General features: G+C 58.0%; 10 protein-coding genes. 7 read left to right on the forward strand and 3 right to left on the reverse strand.

Annotated elements, in window-relative coordinates; translation table 11 throughout:
* Positions 1-68: 68 nt before the first annotated feature.
* From MRBLMR1_RS24905 to MRBLMR1_RS24915, 3 genes are all read right to left on the reverse strand, one after another.
* Positions 69-1,316, reverse strand: a complete 1,248-nt coding sequence (locus MRBLMR1_RS24905) for a cytochrome P450 (protein ID WP_148147340.1) — start codon at positions 1,314-1,316, stop codon at positions 69-71.
* 56 nt (positions 1,317-1,372) lie between these two features.
* Positions 1,373-3,127 (reverse strand): gamma-glutamyltransferase, encoded by a 1,755-nt coding sequence (gene ggt / locus MRBLMR1_RS24910; RefSeq protein WP_500066871.1) that lies wholly within the window; start codon positions 3,125-3,127, stop codon positions 1,373-1,375.
* 104 nt (positions 3,128-3,231) lie between these two features.
* Positions 3,232-4,479 (reverse strand): GGDEF domain-containing protein, encoded by a 1,248-nt coding sequence (locus MRBLMR1_RS24915; protein ID WP_206826160.1) that lies wholly within the window; start codon positions 4,477-4,479, stop codon positions 3,232-3,234.
* 374 nt (positions 4,480-4,853) lie between these two features.
* On the opposite strand from MRBLMR1_RS24915, the gene clpP reads away from it, so the two are divergent.
* From clpP to MRBLMR1_RS24950, 7 genes are all read left to right on the forward strand, one after another.
* Positions 4,854-5,486 (forward strand): ATP-dependent Clp endopeptidase proteolytic subunit ClpP, encoded by a 633-nt coding sequence (gene clpP / locus MRBLMR1_RS24920; RefSeq protein ID WP_206826159.1) that lies wholly within the window; start codon positions 4,854-4,856, stop codon positions 5,484-5,486.
* Between the two features lie 279 nt (positions 5,487-5,765).
* Complete coding sequence (gene clpX / locus MRBLMR1_RS24925) at positions 5,766-7,043, forward strand: ATP-dependent Clp protease ATP-binding subunit ClpX (RefSeq protein ID WP_148147344.1); 1,278 nt, start codon at positions 5,766-5,768, stop codon at positions 7,041-7,043.
* Positions 7,044-7,460: 417 nt separating this feature from the next.
* Entirely contained in the window at positions 7,461-9,881 is a 2,421-nt protein-coding gene (gene lon, locus MRBLMR1_RS24930; RefSeq protein ID WP_206826158.1) for an endopeptidase La, read from the forward strand.
* 191 nt (positions 9,882-10,072) lie between these two features.
* On the forward strand, positions 10,073-10,351 hold the full coding sequence (gene hupB / locus MRBLMR1_RS24935) for a DNA-binding protein HupB (protein ID WP_112457241.1): 279 nt from the start codon (positions 10,073-10,075) through the stop codon (positions 10,349-10,351).
* 468 nt (positions 10,352-10,819) lie between these two features.
* Positions 10,820-12,883 (forward strand): autotransporter domain-containing protein, encoded by a 2,064-nt coding sequence (locus tag MRBLMR1_RS24940; protein ID WP_500066872.1) that lies wholly within the window; start codon positions 10,820-10,822, stop codon positions 12,881-12,883.
* A gap of 151 nt (positions 12,884-13,034) precedes the next feature.
* A complete protein-coding gene (locus MRBLMR1_RS24945; RefSeq protein WP_148147347.1) occupies positions 13,035-13,634 on the forward strand; it encodes an inorganic diphosphatase in 600 nt (199 codons plus the stop codon).
* 174 nt (positions 13,635-13,808) lie between these two features.
* Positions 13,809-15,998, forward strand: coding sequence for an esterase-like activity of phytase family protein (locus tag MRBLMR1_RS24950; protein ID WP_500066873.1), 2,190 nt, complete (start codon positions 13,809-13,811; stop codon positions 15,996-15,998).
* The last annotated feature ends 76 nt before the right edge of the window (positions 15,999-16,074 follow it).

The raw sequence follows: 16,074 nt of genomic DNA on the forward strand, positions 1-16,074 counted from the left end.
TCGAACAGATTGCATAAGAGCCATGTGTTTTCGATGTGGCGTACTGTCGCTCGATGCCTGATTTTGCATCACCAGACGAGATCCAGTCGCTCCAACCCATGGAAATGATAGACATCTTTGACCATGGGTTTCGTCTCCAGCCTCAAGTCGGGCAGGCGTCGAAACAGGATCGGCAGAACCGTATTGAGCTCCAGCCGCGCCAGCGGCGCGCCTATGCAGAAATGGATGCCCGCTCCGAAAGAGAGGTTCTGAGCTTCCTTTCGTTCCGGCTTGAAGGTGAGCGGATCAGAATACACTTTCGGGTCGAGATTGGCCGCCGCCAGGATCAGGCTGACCTTGTCGCCGCGCTTCAGGCTGACGCCATCGATCTCTAAATCCTCCAGGGCCCATCGCTGAAAGATATGGACGGGTGCGCAGATGCGCAGCGTTTCTTCCACCGTCCGTTCCGTGGCTGTTTCATCTCGAAAAAGTTCGGCCGGAGAAAGGCCGCTTTCGAGAATGACCCGAACCGAATTGCCGATCTGATGCACGGTCGCCTCATGCCCGGCGTTGAGCAGCACGATGGTCGTCGATACCAGTTCGTCGTCGGTAAGGTGGTGGCCCTTATGCTCGGTGTGGATCATATGGCTGAGCAGGTCCTCCGCAGGTATCCTGCGGCGCTCGGCGATAAGCGTCCTGACGTAATCGGCAAACTCCTTCGCCGCCCGGTCGGCCGCATATTCGTCCTCTTTCGAGCGCTTGAACATATACATGCCGACATAGGCGTGGCTCCATTTCAAGAGCTGCGGTCCCATCTCGTCCGGAATGCCGATCATCCGCGAGATCATCGTGACGGGAATGATGTCGGCAAAGGAGGAAAGCAACTCAGTCTTTCCATCCTTTTCGAAACCGTCGATCAGCCTTTCTGCCAGATCGGCAATCTCCGGCCTCAGCCTCTCGATATGACGGGATACGAAGGCGCGGTTGATGAGCGTTCGAAGCCGCGTGTGTTCCGGCGGCTCGATTTCCAGCAGCGAATGGCGCTCTGCGAGATCGAAATTCACAAGATGCGCCTGCGGCTCCGGCAGCCCCAGTTCCTCGCGACTTGCCACATGCAGGATCTGTCGCCCGAAACGCCTCTCACGCAACAGTGCATTCACATGCTCATAGCCGGTAAAGAACCATTGCCGCTGTTCCTCCCAGTAGAAGGTGGGACAATGCTGATGCAGGGCTGAATAGACCTGGTTCGGGTCGCTGTAGAAAGCCGGATTGCGGCCATCAAGCGAAACATGCCGGCTGGCGGTATCGATACGGAGAAAATCAGGAAGCGATGTCATTCCCGATGCGTAGCGCGAAATTCCGGCGCTGCGCAATCGGGATAAGCTGGTTGCCGTCACTCGCCAAGAGCAACGCCCTCGCGACGCGGATCGGCGCTGCCGACAAGCCCGGTGCCGGTGATCTCGATGGCATGCAGCCCGGAATTCATCTGGCCCGGTTTGACTTCATAGCCAAGCGCCTTCAGTGGCTCGGCGAACCTCTCGGCTGTCGTACCCGCTTCGATGTCGTAGGTACCGAAACGGTTGATCAGATGCGGCTGGGCGACGATCTGTTCCACCGGCATCCCCCAGTCGATATAGGCGATCAGCGCCTGCGCCACATAGCCGATGATCTGGCTACCGCCCGGCGAGCCGATCGCGAGCAGCGGCTTGCCGTCCTTCATCACGATCGTCGGAGCCATGGAGGAGCGTGGCCGTTTGCCGGGTTCGACACGGTTGGCGACCGCGAGTGCACCATCATGGGTCTTGAAGGAAAAATCGGTCAGCTCGTTGTTGAGCAGAAAGCCATGCGTCATCAGCCGAGAACCGAAGCCGTTCTCGATCGTCGTCGTCATCGAGACGACGTTTCCTTCCTTGTCGACGATGACGAAATGGCTGGTGGACGGCAGTTCGATCGCGGCATCCCGGCCGAGCAGCATGGCGTGATCCCATTCGGGTTCGCCTGCCTTGACGGCATCCTTGGCAAGCGCCTTGTCGCCATCCAAAAGCTTTGCCCGTTCGCCGAGATATGTCTTCTCAAGAAGCCCCTTGATCGGCAGCGGCTGGAAATCTGTATCCGCGACGTAACGCTCGCGATCGGCAAAGGCGAGGCGCTGTGCGTCGCCGATGATCCGCCAGCTTTCGACATTCTCCGGACCAAGGCCCTTGAGGTCGAAATTCTCTGCCATGCCCAGCATCTGACCGATAGCAATTCCGCCCGAAGACGGTGGTCCCATGCCGCAGATGTCGAGAGCGCGATAGGCAAAGCAGACCGGCTCCCGTTCCTTGATGTGATAGATGGCAAGGTCGGTCTGGGACAGAATACCTGGATTGTCGCGCGCACCGCGCACCGTCTTGACGATATCTTCGGCGATAGGTCCGCGATAAAATGCATCGGCACCGCCCGTCGCAATCGCCTCAATCGTTTTCGCATATTCGGGGTTTTTCAGGATATGCCCCGCCTTCAGCGGCGCACCGGTCTCATCGAAGAAATAGTTCCTTGCACCTTCGTAACGTTTCAGCGCGTCGCCTTCCGTCGCAATCAGCGAAGCGAGGCGAGGGGAGACTGCAAAGCCTTCGCGGGCCAGCTTGGCGGCGGGTTTCCAGAGGGCCGGCCAGCTTTGCTTGCCGTAGCGGATCTGGACATCCTCCAGCAGCCGCACCGTGCCGGGCGTGCCGACCGACCTGCCGCCGACAACGGCGTCCATGAACTTCAGCGGCTGTCCTGCATCGTCGAGAAAAAGCTTCGGCGTCGCCTCCATCGGCGCCGTTTCGCGGGCGTCGAATGTGGTCAGCCGTTTCGCGGCCGCGTCGTAATAGACGAGGAAAGCGCCACCGCCGAGGCCGGAACTCTGCGGCTCGACAAGGCCGAGCACAGCCTGCACCGCCACCATCGCATCAATGGCGTTGCCGCCATTGGCGAGAATTTCACGACCCGCCTGCGCTGCCAGCGGATTGGCGGCTGCGACCATGAAGTCTCGCGCTTCCACGCGGCTGGCGCTTGCAGTGCCGGTGGCTTTCTCGGGGGCAACCGTGTCGGAGGCCTGCTGCGCAGGTGCGGACGAAATCGATAGCAGGCTGATGACCACAGCCCCGTAAAGTCTCTTCGCCATATCCCGCTCTCTCATTTTTGTGTGGGAGGGATTTGGGTGATCGGGTGGACGAAGACAAGAGGGCGGCGCCGAAAAACGGAGCCGCCTCCTTCGATGCATAATGCTTACTTGCCGATCGCCACGATCCGTCTCAGTGCAGCTACCTGTTGCGTCATGCTGGCCTGGACCGGTGCATCCTGCGTATCAGCGTGGTCGATCGCGGGAACGATCGATACATCACTCTCGGTGCCGATCGCCGTGCGGTCGCGGCCGTTTGTCTTGGCTACATAGAGTGCGCGGTCTGCCGTGCTGAGAAGCGTGTCCAGGTTGGCCGATCGGATTTCCGCCAGCGCAATGCCGATACTGACGGTAACGGGTATCTGATGGTCTCCGACGTTGATCGGCTGCTGTTTCAGCGTAGTCCTGATCGCCTCTGCGACGCTTGCGGCCTCTATCATGTTGGCGACATACATGATTGATGCGAATTCCTCGCCGCCCATGCGGCCGAATGATCCGCGTCCCCGCTGCGCGGCCGTGCCGATTTTTGCGAAGGCGACTAGCACCTCGTCGCCAGCCTGATGGCCGTATAGATCATTGATCTGCTTGAAACCGTCTAGGTCCAGATGGATCAGAGCCAGTAATCCGCCTTCGCCCGAGTGGATTCGCTTCAGCGTGTGGAACTGGTCGATCAATCCGCGGCGATTGAGAAGGTTGGTCAGTGGGTCGGTGACGGCGAGCAGTTTCAGCTTGGCTTCATTGCGCTCGTTGATGAGCTTGCTGCCGCTCATGATAGCGGCGATGAAGCACAAGGCGGCGACGAGAAGCAGCAGGAAGGAATTGTTGCCTGCCGCAAAGGATTGCGGTTTGCTGATCAGGGCAAATATCGCGACTACCGTGCTCGACAGAACCTGGACGCCGACACATGCGGCGAAAACCCTGCGGGTCTGCGAGCGGCCGTTTTCGCCCCAAAGAACGGTGGCGATCAGCATAAGATATCCTACCGATGCAGCGCCATGGAACAGGGCGACACGATAGCTGAAGTTGGTCCGCACCGGCTCAAGCAGCATGCCGGCGACGAAGATCAGGGATGGAATGGCGATAAACGCTTCCACGCGCCGCTTGTCGAATTGCAGCATTCCGGCAACCCAAAGCCCGATGCCGCTAAGCGCCATGACATTGGCAATCTCGATCGAGACGAAATCGGGTAGGGTGCCGCGCAGCGCGACCATGCCGACGCCGATGCCGTGAAAGAGGAAGCCGGTTCCCCAGGTGAAGTAAAACGGCTGGCGCTCGTAAAACCAGCGTGTCCATAAAAGCACACCGATCGTGCTGGCCTCTGCGGCCCAGATCATGAAACCCGTTACAATATCCAACGCAATACTCCCCGCCGAACCTCGGCTTGGCGTGTGTATAACCTCGAAAGTTTAAGGTCGGGTTTGCGCCGGGCGCTCGCTTTTGGCGTTATAGTTGGCGTTGGGCGATATTGTCCGGTGTGATTTACCTTCGCTTTACCTTGGTGGTAAAAAAGGCCGTGGGCAGGGCCGCCGTATCATTGAGCCGAAGCGATTTATTCGCGACAGCGCAGATGCGATCAGCCCGGCATGGGTGGCAGGACGATCGTGAGTTAAGGATATCGGGCTCTCCGTCTTGAAGTACCGGTCATTGACACTCTATGTAGGGATTGACCCATTCCAATGATTCCGGAGCGCCACGTTGCCTTCGGCAAGGCATTTGACAAAGGACGGACATGAAAAATCCAGTTGATACCGCAATGGCCCTGGTGCCTATGGTCGTCGAACAGACCAATCGCGGTGAGCGCTCTTACGATATCTATTCGCGCCTGTTGAAGGAGCGCATCATTTTCCTGACCGGTCCGGTGGAAGATCACATGGCGTCGCTCGTCTGCGCCCAGCTGCTTTTCCTCGAAGCCGAAAATCCGAAGAAGGAAATCGCGCTTTACATCAATTCGCCGGGTGGCGTGGTCACCGCCGGCATGGCGATCTACGACACGATGCAGTTCATCAAGCCGGCCGTTTCGACGCTTTGCATCGGCCAGGCCGCCTCGATGGGTTCGCTGCTCCTTTGCGCAGGTGAAAAGGGCATGCGGTTTGCAACGCCGAATGCCCGCATCATGGTGCATCAGCCGTCCGGCGGCTTCCAGGGTCAGGCGTCCGACATCGAGCGTCATGCCCGCGACATCCTCAAGATGAAGCGCCGCCTGAACGAAGTTTATGTGAAGCATACCGGCCGCACCCTCGAGGAAGTCGAAAAGACCCTCGATCGCGACCACTTCATGACCTCCGACGAATCCCTGGAATGGGGTGTCATCGACAAGATCCTGACCTCGCGCCAGGAACTCGAAGGCGGCTCGGAAGGCTGATCGGGTTGTAGCCTTTCGGTCACTGTAACCCTGTTGTGAGCAAAAAGGGGTTTCAAGTCGACCGGAAAGCGCTATTAGTAACTATTAATGCTGTGTTGAACTTTTATGACATAGCATTCGTTTCTTAGGGGTTTCGTTGCCGCCGGACCGTTATCTGGACCGGTAGAGTACCCCCGGAACAGGGCAGGCACGTGAAGCCCGTCGGTGTCACGTGCCGGCAGCGGTTGAGTGGACTGCGCCCGTCTTTACGTGAGCGCAGAGTGCTGGAAGGAAAGTGATATGAGCAAAGTCAGCAGCGGCAACGGCGGCGACTCCAAGAATACCCTATACTGCTCCTTCTGCGGAAAGAGCCAGCACGAGGTCCGCAAGCTGATTGCAGGACCGACAGTATTCATCTGCGATGAATGCGTCGAACTGTGCATGGACATCATTCGCGAAGAGAACAAGACCTCGATGGTCAAGTCCCGCGACGGCGTTCCCACGCCCCAGGACATCATCAAGGTTCTTGACGAGTACGTCATTGGCCAGCAGCAGGCCAAGCGCATCCTGTCGGTCGCCGTTCACAACCATTACAAGCGCCTCGCGCATGCCTCCAAGGGCGGTGACGTAGAGCTTGCGAAGTCGAACATCATGCTCGTCGGCCCGACCGGCTGCGGCAAGACCTATCTTGCCCAGACGCTCGCCCGCATCATCGACGTTCCCTTCACGATGGCTGATGCAACGACGCTGACCGAAGCCGGTTACGTTGGTGAAGACGTCGAAAACATCATCCTGAAGCTTCTGCAGGCCGCCGACTACAATGTCGAACGCGCCCAGCGCGGCATCGTCTATATCGACGAAGTCGACAAGATCTCGCGCAAGTCGGACAACCCGTCGATCACCCGCGACGTATCTGGCGAAGGCGTGCAGCAGGCGCTTCTGAAGATCATGGAAGGCACGGTTGCCTCGGTTCCGCCGCAGGGTGGCCGCAAGCATCCGCAGCAGGAATTCCTGCAGGTCGACACGACGAACATCCTGTTCATCTGCGGCGGTGCATTCGCTGGTCTGGACAAGATCATTTCGGCCCGTGGCGAGAAGACCTCGATCGGCTTCGGTGCATCGGTCAAGGCTGCTGACGACCGCCGCGTCGGCGAAGTGCTGCGCGAACTGGAACCGGAAGATCTGGTCAAGTTCGGCCTCATCCCGGAATTCATCGGTCGTCTGCCGGTTCTGGCAACGCTCGAGGATCTCGATGAAGATGCGCTGATCCAGATCCTGTCCGAGCCGAAGAACGCACTGATCAAGCAGTATCAGCGCCTGTTCGAGATGGAAGACGTGGAACTGACTTTCCACGAGGACGCCCTTCGCGAAATCGCCCGCAAGGCGATCGTGCGTAAGACCGGCGCCCGCGGCCTCCGTTCGATCATGGAAAAGATCCTGCTCGACACGATGTTCGAGCTTCCGGCCCTTGATGGCGTCCGCGAGGTCGTCATCTCCGACGATGTGGTGAAGGGCAATGCCCGTCCGCTTTACATCTATGCGGATCGCCAGGACGAGAAAGCCAATGTCTCGGCCTAAGCCGGGACCAGTAGTATAGATTTGATCGAGGCCCCGTATTGGGGCCTCTTTTCGTAGGTAAGCTGTGGTTGCTCGCTGCGTTCTGGGGAAATTCCTAATGCGGACGGTTGCGCGATATTCAGCTTGCTTTAGACGTGAAGCACGCAGATCATGATTGTTCTCGCTGCTTCGGTTTTTCGGCTTCGGTGTGAGGTTGAAAGCCATTCACGTTTCCGTCGATGGCCGGAGCTGGTCGGGCGGATAATGGCAACGTCAAACATTTATGCGAGTGCTTTGTAATATCCCTGTCATGTTGGCGACGACTGGGCTGCTGCAAGGCTTGAAAATGACATAGGAAAACTCCACCTTGAGCGGGAGTGAAGTGCTTGGGTAATTGCTCAAGCCATCCCGGAAACGGGGCGATGGAAAGGAAACAAGATGACAAGTTCAACGTCTGCAGCATCCGGCTCTGCGACCTATCCGGTCCTGCCATTGCGCGACATTGTGGTCTTCCCGCATATGATCGTTCCCCTGTTCGTCGGACGTGAGAAATCCATCCGCGCGCTTGAGGAGGTTATGGGCTCCGACAAGCAGATCATGCTCGTCACCCAGATCAATGCCAGCGATGATGATCCGGAGCCTGATGCGATCTACAAAATCGGCACGGTCGCTAACGTGCTGCAGCTCCTCAAGCTTCCCGACGGCACCGTCAAGGTTCTCGTCGAAGGTCGAGCACGTGCCGAGATCAGCAATTATACGGACCGCGAGGAGTTTTACGAGGCCAAGGCCGACATTCTCGACGAGCCTGAAGAGGACGCAGTCGAGGTCGAGGCCTTGTCTCGCTCGGTCGTCTCCGAGTTCGAGAACTACGTAAAGCTGAACAAGAAAATCTCGCCGGAAGTCGTCGGCGCCGCCAGCCAGATCGAGGACTACTCGAAGCTTGCTGACACGGTCGCCTCGCACCTGTCGATCAAGATCACCGAAAAGCAGGAAATGCTGGAAACGGTGTCGATCAAGTTGCGTCTGGAAAAGGCGCTCGGCTTCATGGAAGGTGAGATTTCCGTCCTTCAGGTCGAGAAGCGCATTCGCTCGCGTGTAAAACGCCAGATGGAGAAGACCCAGCGCGAATATTACCTGAACGAACAGATGAAGGCGATCCAGAAGGAACTCGGTGACGGCGAAGAAGGCCGTGACGAGATGGCCGAACTGGAAGAACGCATCGGCAAGACCAAGCTCTCCAAGGAAGCCCGCGAAAAGGCGGATGCCGAACTGAAGAAGCTGCGCCAGATGAGCCCGATGTCGGCGGAAGCCACCGTCGTGCGCAACTATCTCGACTGGCTGCTGGGTATTCCGTGGGCCAAGAAGTCGAAGATCAAGGCCGACCTCAACAACGCCGAAAAAATCCTCGAGCAGGATCACTTCGGTCTGGACAAGGTCAAGGAGCGTATCGTCGAATATCTGGCGGTTCAGGCGCGTGCCACCAAGATCAAGGGCCCGATCCTCTGCCTCGTTGGCCCTCCGGGTGTCGGTAAAACGTCGCTCGCCCAGTCGATCGCCAAGGCGACCGGCCGCGAATACGTGCGCATGGCGCTCGGTGGCGTTCGTGACGAAGCCGAAATCCGCGGTCACCGCCGCACTTATATCGGCTCGATGCCTGGCAAGATCATCCAGTCGATGAAGAAGGCCAAGAAGTCCAACCCGCTCTTCCTGCTCGATGAAATCGACAAGATGGGCTCGGATTTCCGCGGCGATCCGTCGGCGGCACTGCTCGAAGTCCTGGATCCGGCACAGAACTCGACTTTCATGGATCACTATCTTGAAGTCGAATACGACCTGTCCGACGTGATGTTCATCACCACGGCGAACACGCTCAACATCCCGGGTCCGCTGATGGACCGCATGGAGATCATCCGCATCGCCGGTTACACCGAAGATGAAAAGCGCGAGATCGCCAAGCGTCACCTTCTGCCGAAGGCGATCAAGGAACATGCACTGCAGCCGAACGAATTCTCGGTTTCCGACGATGCCCTGATGGCGATTAGCCAGCAGTACACCCGCGAAGCCGGTGTTCGCTCCTTCGAGCGCGAGCTGATGAAGCTCGCCCGCAAGGCCGTGACCGAGATCATAAAGGGCAAGACGAAGTCGGTCGCCATCACGGCTGCCAACATTTCGGATTACCTCGGTGTTCCGCGTTATCGCCATGGCGAAGCGGAAGGTGAGGATCAGGTCGGTGTTGTCACCGGTCTCGCGTGGACGGAAGTCGGCGGCGAGCTCCTGACCATCGAAGGCGTCATGATGCCGGGCAAGGGTCGCATGACCGTTACCGGCAACCTGAAGGACGTGATGAAGGAATCGATCTCGGCTGCGGCATCCTATGTCCGCTCCCGTGCCGTCGATTTCGGCATCGAGCCGCCGCGTTTCGACAAGTCGGACATTCACGTTCACGTGCCGGAAGGCGCCACCCCGAAGGACGGCCCGTCTGCCGGCGTCGGTATGGCAACGGCGATCGTTTCGATCATGACCGGCATTCCGGTTCGCAAGGATGTCGCCATGACAGGCGAAATTACCCTGCGCGGTCGCGTCCTGCCGATCGGTGGCCTGAAGGAAAAGCTGCTTGCAGCCCTTCGCGGGAACATCAAGACGGTTCTGATCCCGGAAGAAAACGCCAAGGATCTGGCGGACATTCCGGACAACGTGAAGAACAACATGGAGATCATCCCCGTGTCCCGCATGGGCGAGGTGATCAAGCATGCTCTGGTTCGTCGTCCTGAACCGATCGAGTGGGATGGTACGGTTGAGACACCCGTTATCGCAACGGTCGAGGGGGCCGAGGACGGTGTGACAGGCATCGCCCATTGAGCGATCCCTCGGGTCAACCGAGTTTGAATTGTGGAGAAAGCCGGCGAAAGCCGGCTTTTTTTGTGAAAAATGCATGAAACCCCTTGTTTTTCAGGCGATCTCAGAGCTTTTGGGTTGCCAAGCACCGACGCAAAACTATTGTCGGCGCCGACTAATCGAGTCGTTCCAAAACCGTAGAAAGGGATGGAAACATGAACAAGAACGAGCTGGTTTCCGCAGTTGCCGAAAAGGCTGGTCTCTCCAAGGCTGACGCCGCATCCGCCGTGGACGCAGTATTCGAAACCGTACAGGGCGAACTGAAGAACGGCGGCGACATTCGCCTCGCTGGCTTCGGCAGCTTCTCCGTATCCCGCCGCGAAGCCTCCAAGGGCCGCAACCCGTCGACCGGCGCAGAAGTCGATATTCCGGCTCGCAACGTTCCGAAGTTCTCGGCCGGCAAGGGCCTGAAGGACGCCGTAAACGGCAAGTAAGACTTCACCGGGCAGTATCCCTGCCATGGTCTTAAAACCCCGGATAACTTCCGGGGTTTTTTGTTGCATAACACATCATCTCCACTCCCGGTGGATGCTGCGGACTTGCAACAATTAACGGTTATTGGGCAGTGGTGCCGCCCGGCAACAGTGCTTCCGCTTTGTTGTCATTTGTCAGAGAAACGCCGGCCGGTAGATTTCGAACTACTTGTCAGATCGAGTGCATCACGGCCAATTCGTCAGTGGGGGCACAAGCGATTCTTAATTTAGAAATATGATTAGTTCTTATTTTTATGAGGCATTTCATATCTCGGCGTCGCTGACGGCATCCGTCTTAAACGATCAGCGAGTCATCCAGAAATGTTTCTTAAATCAAAGACCCTTTGTCTTCTTGCGAGTTCTGCTCTCTCGGCTATGGTCAGTGTTGCTTCCGTTGCACATGCTGCCTCCGGACCCGAAGTTATCGGTTTGAGCAGTAATGGTTCGGTCGTACTCAAAACTGATTACGACCAGAATGCCGGGACCTACACCTATTCACTTATATCGACAGCAACCGGCGACATTCAGTCAATCACGCCACCGTCCGGCGTCACCTATCTCAATTTGAGTGGTTTGAGCGCCGACGGTAAGACCGTGACGGGCTACTATTCTGATGCCGTGACCGGTCGCAAGACATCCTTCGTATGGACTGCAGCGAATGGTTTCGTCGACTTGGGTGTAGTTGACACTGACACCACCGGTAGCTTTGCTCAGTCTGTAAGTGGCGACGGAACCGCCGTTGCGGGATACGTAAGCGTCATGAGCTTCATGGCCGAAGCTTTTTACTGGACATATTCTGAGGGAATGATCGGTCTAGGCACGCTTGGTGGGCGGGATTCGTACGCATACGCTGTGAGCACCGACGGGAAAACTGTTGTCGGCGAGGCCGACACACTAGACGGAAATTATCACGCATTTCGATGGACTGTAGACAGCGGCACGATGGAGAACATCGATACGCTTTATGACAACTCCAGCGCTGACTTTGTCAGCGACGACGGATCGGTGGTCGCCGGATCTGGATATACATCCTCGTCGTCGCCATACCACGTATTCCGATGGACTAAAGAGACCGAGATGGTCGACATCGGAAGCTTGGGCGGTTCTTACACGTTCCTGAACGCAATGAGCGGCGATGGCAATGTTCTGGTCGGCAGTTCCTACCTGACCGGCGACACGTCGTCTCACGCCTACCGGTATGTCGGGTCAACAGACGTGATGACCGATCTCGGAACTCTCGGTGGCACTTCATCCACGGCGAGTGCGGTTAATGCCGACGGCGGCGTCGTGGTCGGATCGGCAACAGACGCCCAGTCCACGAGCCACGGCTTTCGTTGGACGCAGGCGACCGGCATGGTGACTGTCGAAGACTGGCTGGCAGCCGAAGGTGCCACCATCGGCGATGCTATGACGCAAACCGCCGATCTCGTATCGGCTGACGGCAATGTCATCATCGGCGAGACCACTACCGGCTCCACCTATATCGCGCGTGTCATCGAAAGCCAGGGCGAGGAAGGCGGCAACGAATGCAACGCTGACGTCTGCGAAGGCGGAAGCGGTATCATCGATACCGCCGAGTTTTTCCCGACTGTCGCGATGGCCAACAACGTCATCGTTCAGAGCGGTGTCAACAGTGCCGACACAATCATGTTCGGTGCGCAGGGAGCGCCGATGCGCAATCTGCTGACCGCCGGCCAGAGATCCGTCTGGGGCACGATCGATGGCGGTTATGACAACAGCGATCACGCCGATGGCGGCCTGGCTCTTGGCGAATTCGGCTTCGGTTACGGTATTGCCGATGGTGTGACGGCGCGCTTCGCGGCAGGTGGTACTTATACCGATCAGGATCTCGATGCCGGCGGTGATGTGCGCCAGCGCGGTTTCTATCTCTCCCCGGAAGTCTCCGCCGATCTCGGCAAGAACGTTTACGTGACGGTCGGTGGTTACTGGGGACGTAGCAGCATCGATAGCCATCGCGGTTATCTGAGCGGTGCAGTGACCGACTATTCCGAAGGTGACACCAATGCCGAAACCTGGGGCGCCAAGATCCGCTTCGACTGGCTGAATGCGGTGACGATCGACAACACGGCTGTCACCCCCTATGTCGGCCTTTCCTATGCGCATACCAAGGTTGACGCCTATACGGAAACCGGCGGCTCCTTCCCGGTCGAATTCGACGGCAGCAGCGATCATTCGACGATCGCCCGTCTCGGTGCCGATTTCGTTCGTCCGCTGAACGACACTGTCCGTCTGCTGGCCAAGGCCGAGCTTGACTACCAGTTCGAAAACCGCTCGACGGCTACGAGCGGCACGTTGACCGGGATCAGCGACTTCAGTCTCGAAGGTCAGGATCTGCAGCAGTTCTGGGCTCGTGGCGGTCTCGGCGCCGAATTTGATCTCGGCAAGGGGGTCGCTTCCTTCATGGTCAACGCCACGACGAAGGGGCAGGACCCGACCGTCTGGCTGCGCAGCAACTATACGGTCAAGTTCTGAGCCGATTTTTTAAGGAATACTCGCGATGGACGAGGCCCGGTTTATGCCGGGCCTTTTCAGTATGAGAGGTAAACTTTGTAGACGGGAATCTGTCACGGCGTTGTCACAGAGCTCGCTTAGGTGGGACGTCTCATCATGAAAAGGGCCTGCCATGAAATTGCTTCTGACTGCCGCCGCGTTTCTCGTTACCGCGGGCGTAGCTTCTGCCGAATACGTTTCCTATCTCGACTATCCGCAGAAAACCGATGACGGCAAGGAATTCGCCGTCGCCATCGAGATCCCGCAGGGCAGCTTCACCAAATACGAGATCGACGCCAAGACCGGCCATGTCGTGGTTGACCGCTACCAGTCCATGCCGGTCGTTTATCCGGGCAACTACGGCTCGATCACCTCTTCGCTCGGTGGCGACAACGATCCGCTCGACGCCATCGTCTACACCCGCGAGCCAGTCGTTCCGGGCGCCATCATCAAGGTTCGCCCGATCGGTGTTCTGAAGATGATCGATGGCGGCGAGGTCGATGACAAGATTGTTGCCGTACCGACCAGCAAGATCGACCCGACCTACGATAACATCAAGGAAATCACCGATCTGCCGCAGATCGAGCAGGAACGCCTTCAGGCTTTCTTCCGCGTCTACAAACAGCTTCCGGCTGGCCGCAAGGCTGTCGAGCTTAACGGCTTTGACAACGCTGCGCATGCTGAGGGTGAGGTTTCGGAAGCCATCAAGGCTTACAACGCCAAGAAGAAGTGATCTGCTCCACTTCCGATTACGCAATAGAAAAGGTCGGGCTTGCCCGGCCTTTTCTATTGCGATGAATGCTGCGGGCTCAATCAGCCGATAATACAACTCATGATGATGAAATTGTCATTGTCGTGTCATGCGGCTGGCCCAAAAGCCCACCTGTGGTTTCACGGAGGGCTTCCCATGACATTCTCGACACGCGCCGCCTTGACGGCAATCCTTCTTGCCTCGGTGGCAGCTCCCGCCAGCGCCGAGCAGGTCTTTAACCGTATCGCTTCTTTCCCGGTCGCCGCCAACCTGCCTAAGGGCGAGGACAAGGCGACATCGTCGGAAATCATCACCGCGACTGCGGATGGCAACACACTGATCTATTCCGACGCGCCGGGAGGCACGATCGGCTTCATCGACATCACCGACGCCAAGGCCCCGAAGGCAGGTGGATCCATCGCCATAGATGGCGAACCGAACTCGGTTGCTGCAGCCGGTCCGAAGGCACTCATCACCATCGACAAGACCGAAGACTTGACGAAGCCGGCCGGCCAACTGGGTGTCATCGATATTGCTTCGAAAAAACTTGAAACAACCTGCGATCTAGGCGGCCAGCCGGATTCTGTCGTCGTGGCGCCGGATGGCACATTTGCCGCCATCGCCATCGAAAACCAGCGTGACGAAGACCTGAATGACGGCGCCCTGCCGCAACTTCCGGCAGGCGAACTTCTGATCGTCTCGTTGAAAAACGGAGTTCCTGCCTGCGATAGCATCAAGCGCGTCGACGTGACCGGACTTGCAACAGTCGCCCCGGAAGATCCGGAGCCGGAATTCGTCAACATCAACGCCAATGGCGAGATCGCCCTGACGTTGCAGGAAAACAACCACGTCATCATCATCGATAGCAAGACCGCCAAGGTTACCAGCCACTTCACCGCCGGCAGGGTCGATCTCGAAGGCGTCGATGCCAAGACCGATGGTTCGCTGAATTTTTCGGGCAAGTTGACCGCTGTTCCGCGCGAGCCTGACGCCGTCAAGTGGCTCGGCACTGATCGCCTCGTCATCGCCAATGAAGGCGATTACAAGGGCGGTTCGCGCGGCTTCACCATCTTCGACCGTACCGGGAAGGTTCTCTACGATGCGGGCATGACGCTCGAGCACGAGATTGCCCGCCACGGTCATTTCCCGGAAAAGCGCGCCAAGAACAAGGGCATCGAGCCGGAAGGCATGGAAGCCGCGATCTTCAATGGCCGGCAGTATTTCTTCGTGCTCTCGGAGCGCGGTTCGATGATTGCGGTCTACAAGGATACCGGTGGCGAGCCGGAGCTCGTGCAGCTTCTGCCGTCGGGCGTATCGCCTGAAGGCGCTGTCGCCATTCCGGGCCGCAACCTGCTTGCATCCGCAAATGAAGCCGATCTCGGCGAAGACGGAGGTCCCCGCTCGCATGTGATGATCTATGAGCTTGCCGAAGGCAAGAAGGCCTATCCGACCATCGTTTCCAAGGATGTCGATGGGAAGCTGATCGGTTGGGGCGCGCTGTCGGGTCTCGTTGGTGACGCCGAGAAGGACGGCATCCTCTATGCGGTGAACGATTCCGTTTATGCCATGCAGCCGTCGATCTTCACCATCGACACGACAAGCAAGCCGGCCGAGATCACCAATGTCGTCCGCATCACCCGCAACGGCCAGCCGGCGCAGAAGCTCGATATCGAAGGCATCGCACTCGATGGCAAGGGCGGCTTCTGGCTGGCATCGGAAGGCGATAGCGACAAGCTGGTCGGTCACGGTATCTACAACGTCAATGCCAAGGGCGAGATCAAGGCCGAGATCGGCCTGCCTGCCGAACTTCTGGCCGGCGAAAGCCGTTACGGTCTCGAAGGCGTCACCACGACCGGTTCCGGTGACGACCTGACGCTCTGGATGGCAATCCAGCGCGAATGGAAGGATGATCCCAAGGGCCAGGTGAAGCTTCTTTCCTACAAGCCGAAGTCGAAGGAATGGGCAGCCGTCCGTTATCCGCTCGAAAAGGCTGAAAAGGGCTGGGTCGGTCTCTCGGAAATCACCGCCAATGGCGACCATCTCTATATCGTCGAACGCGACAACTTGATCGGCGACGCCGCCAAGCTGAAGAAGCTCTACCGCGTTTCGCTCAAGGACATGAAGCCTGCCAAGATCGGCGGTGAACTGCAGCTCGTTGCCAAGGAAGAGGTCCATGACTTCCTTCCGGACCTGAAGAACGCCACCAACGGCTACGTTCTCGACAAGCTGGAAGGCTTTGCCTTCGACAAGTCCGGCAAGGCCTTCATGGTCACCGACAATGACGGCGTTGACGACTCATCCGGCGAGACCCTGTTCCTGCCGGTCACCCTCAAGGTCACCAACTGACGGATCTCCATCTTCAACAGGAAAAGGCCGGGTGTTTGCGCACCCGGCCTTTTTTCTTGGGGCCTGCTACCTTAAG

It is taken from the genome of Neorhizobium sp. LMR1-1-1.1 (assembly GCF_040675795.1).
GTDB classification, from domain to species: Bacteria; Pseudomonadota; Alphaproteobacteria; order Rhizobiales; family Rhizobiaceae; genus Neorhizobium; species Neorhizobium cellulosilyticum.

Bases quoted from the DNA above. Each gene is read 5' to 3' on its own strand.
- MRBLMR1_RS24905 (WP_148147340.1), bottom strand. From the start codon at position 1,316: ATGACATCGCTTCCTGATTTTCTCCGTATCGATACCGCCAGCCGGCAT.
- ggt (WP_500066871.1), bottom strand. From the start codon at position 3,127: ATGGCGAAGAGACTTTACGGGGCTGTGGTCATCAGCCTGCTATCGATT.
- clpP (WP_206826159.1), top strand. From the start codon at position 4,854: ATGAAAAATCCAGTTGATACCGCAATGGCCCTGGTGCCTATGGTCGTC.
- clpX (WP_148147344.1), top strand. From the start codon at position 5,766: ATGAGCAAAGTCAGCAGCGGCAACGGCGGCGACTCCAAGAATACCCTA.
- lon (WP_206826158.1), top strand. From the start codon at position 7,461: ATGACAAGTTCAACGTCTGCAGCATCCGGCTCTGCGACCTATCCGGTC.
- hupB (WP_112457241.1), top strand. From the start codon at position 10,073: ATGAACAAGAACGAGCTGGTTTCCGCAGTTGCCGAAAAGGCTGGTCTC.
- MRBLMR1_RS24945 (WP_148147347.1), top strand. From the start codon at position 13,035: ATGAAATTGCTTCTGACTGCCGCCGCGTTTCTCGTTACCGCGGGCGTA.
- MRBLMR1_RS24950 (WP_500066873.1), top strand. From the start codon at position 13,809: ATGACATTCTCGACACGCGCCGCCTTGACGGCAATCCTTCTTGCCTCG.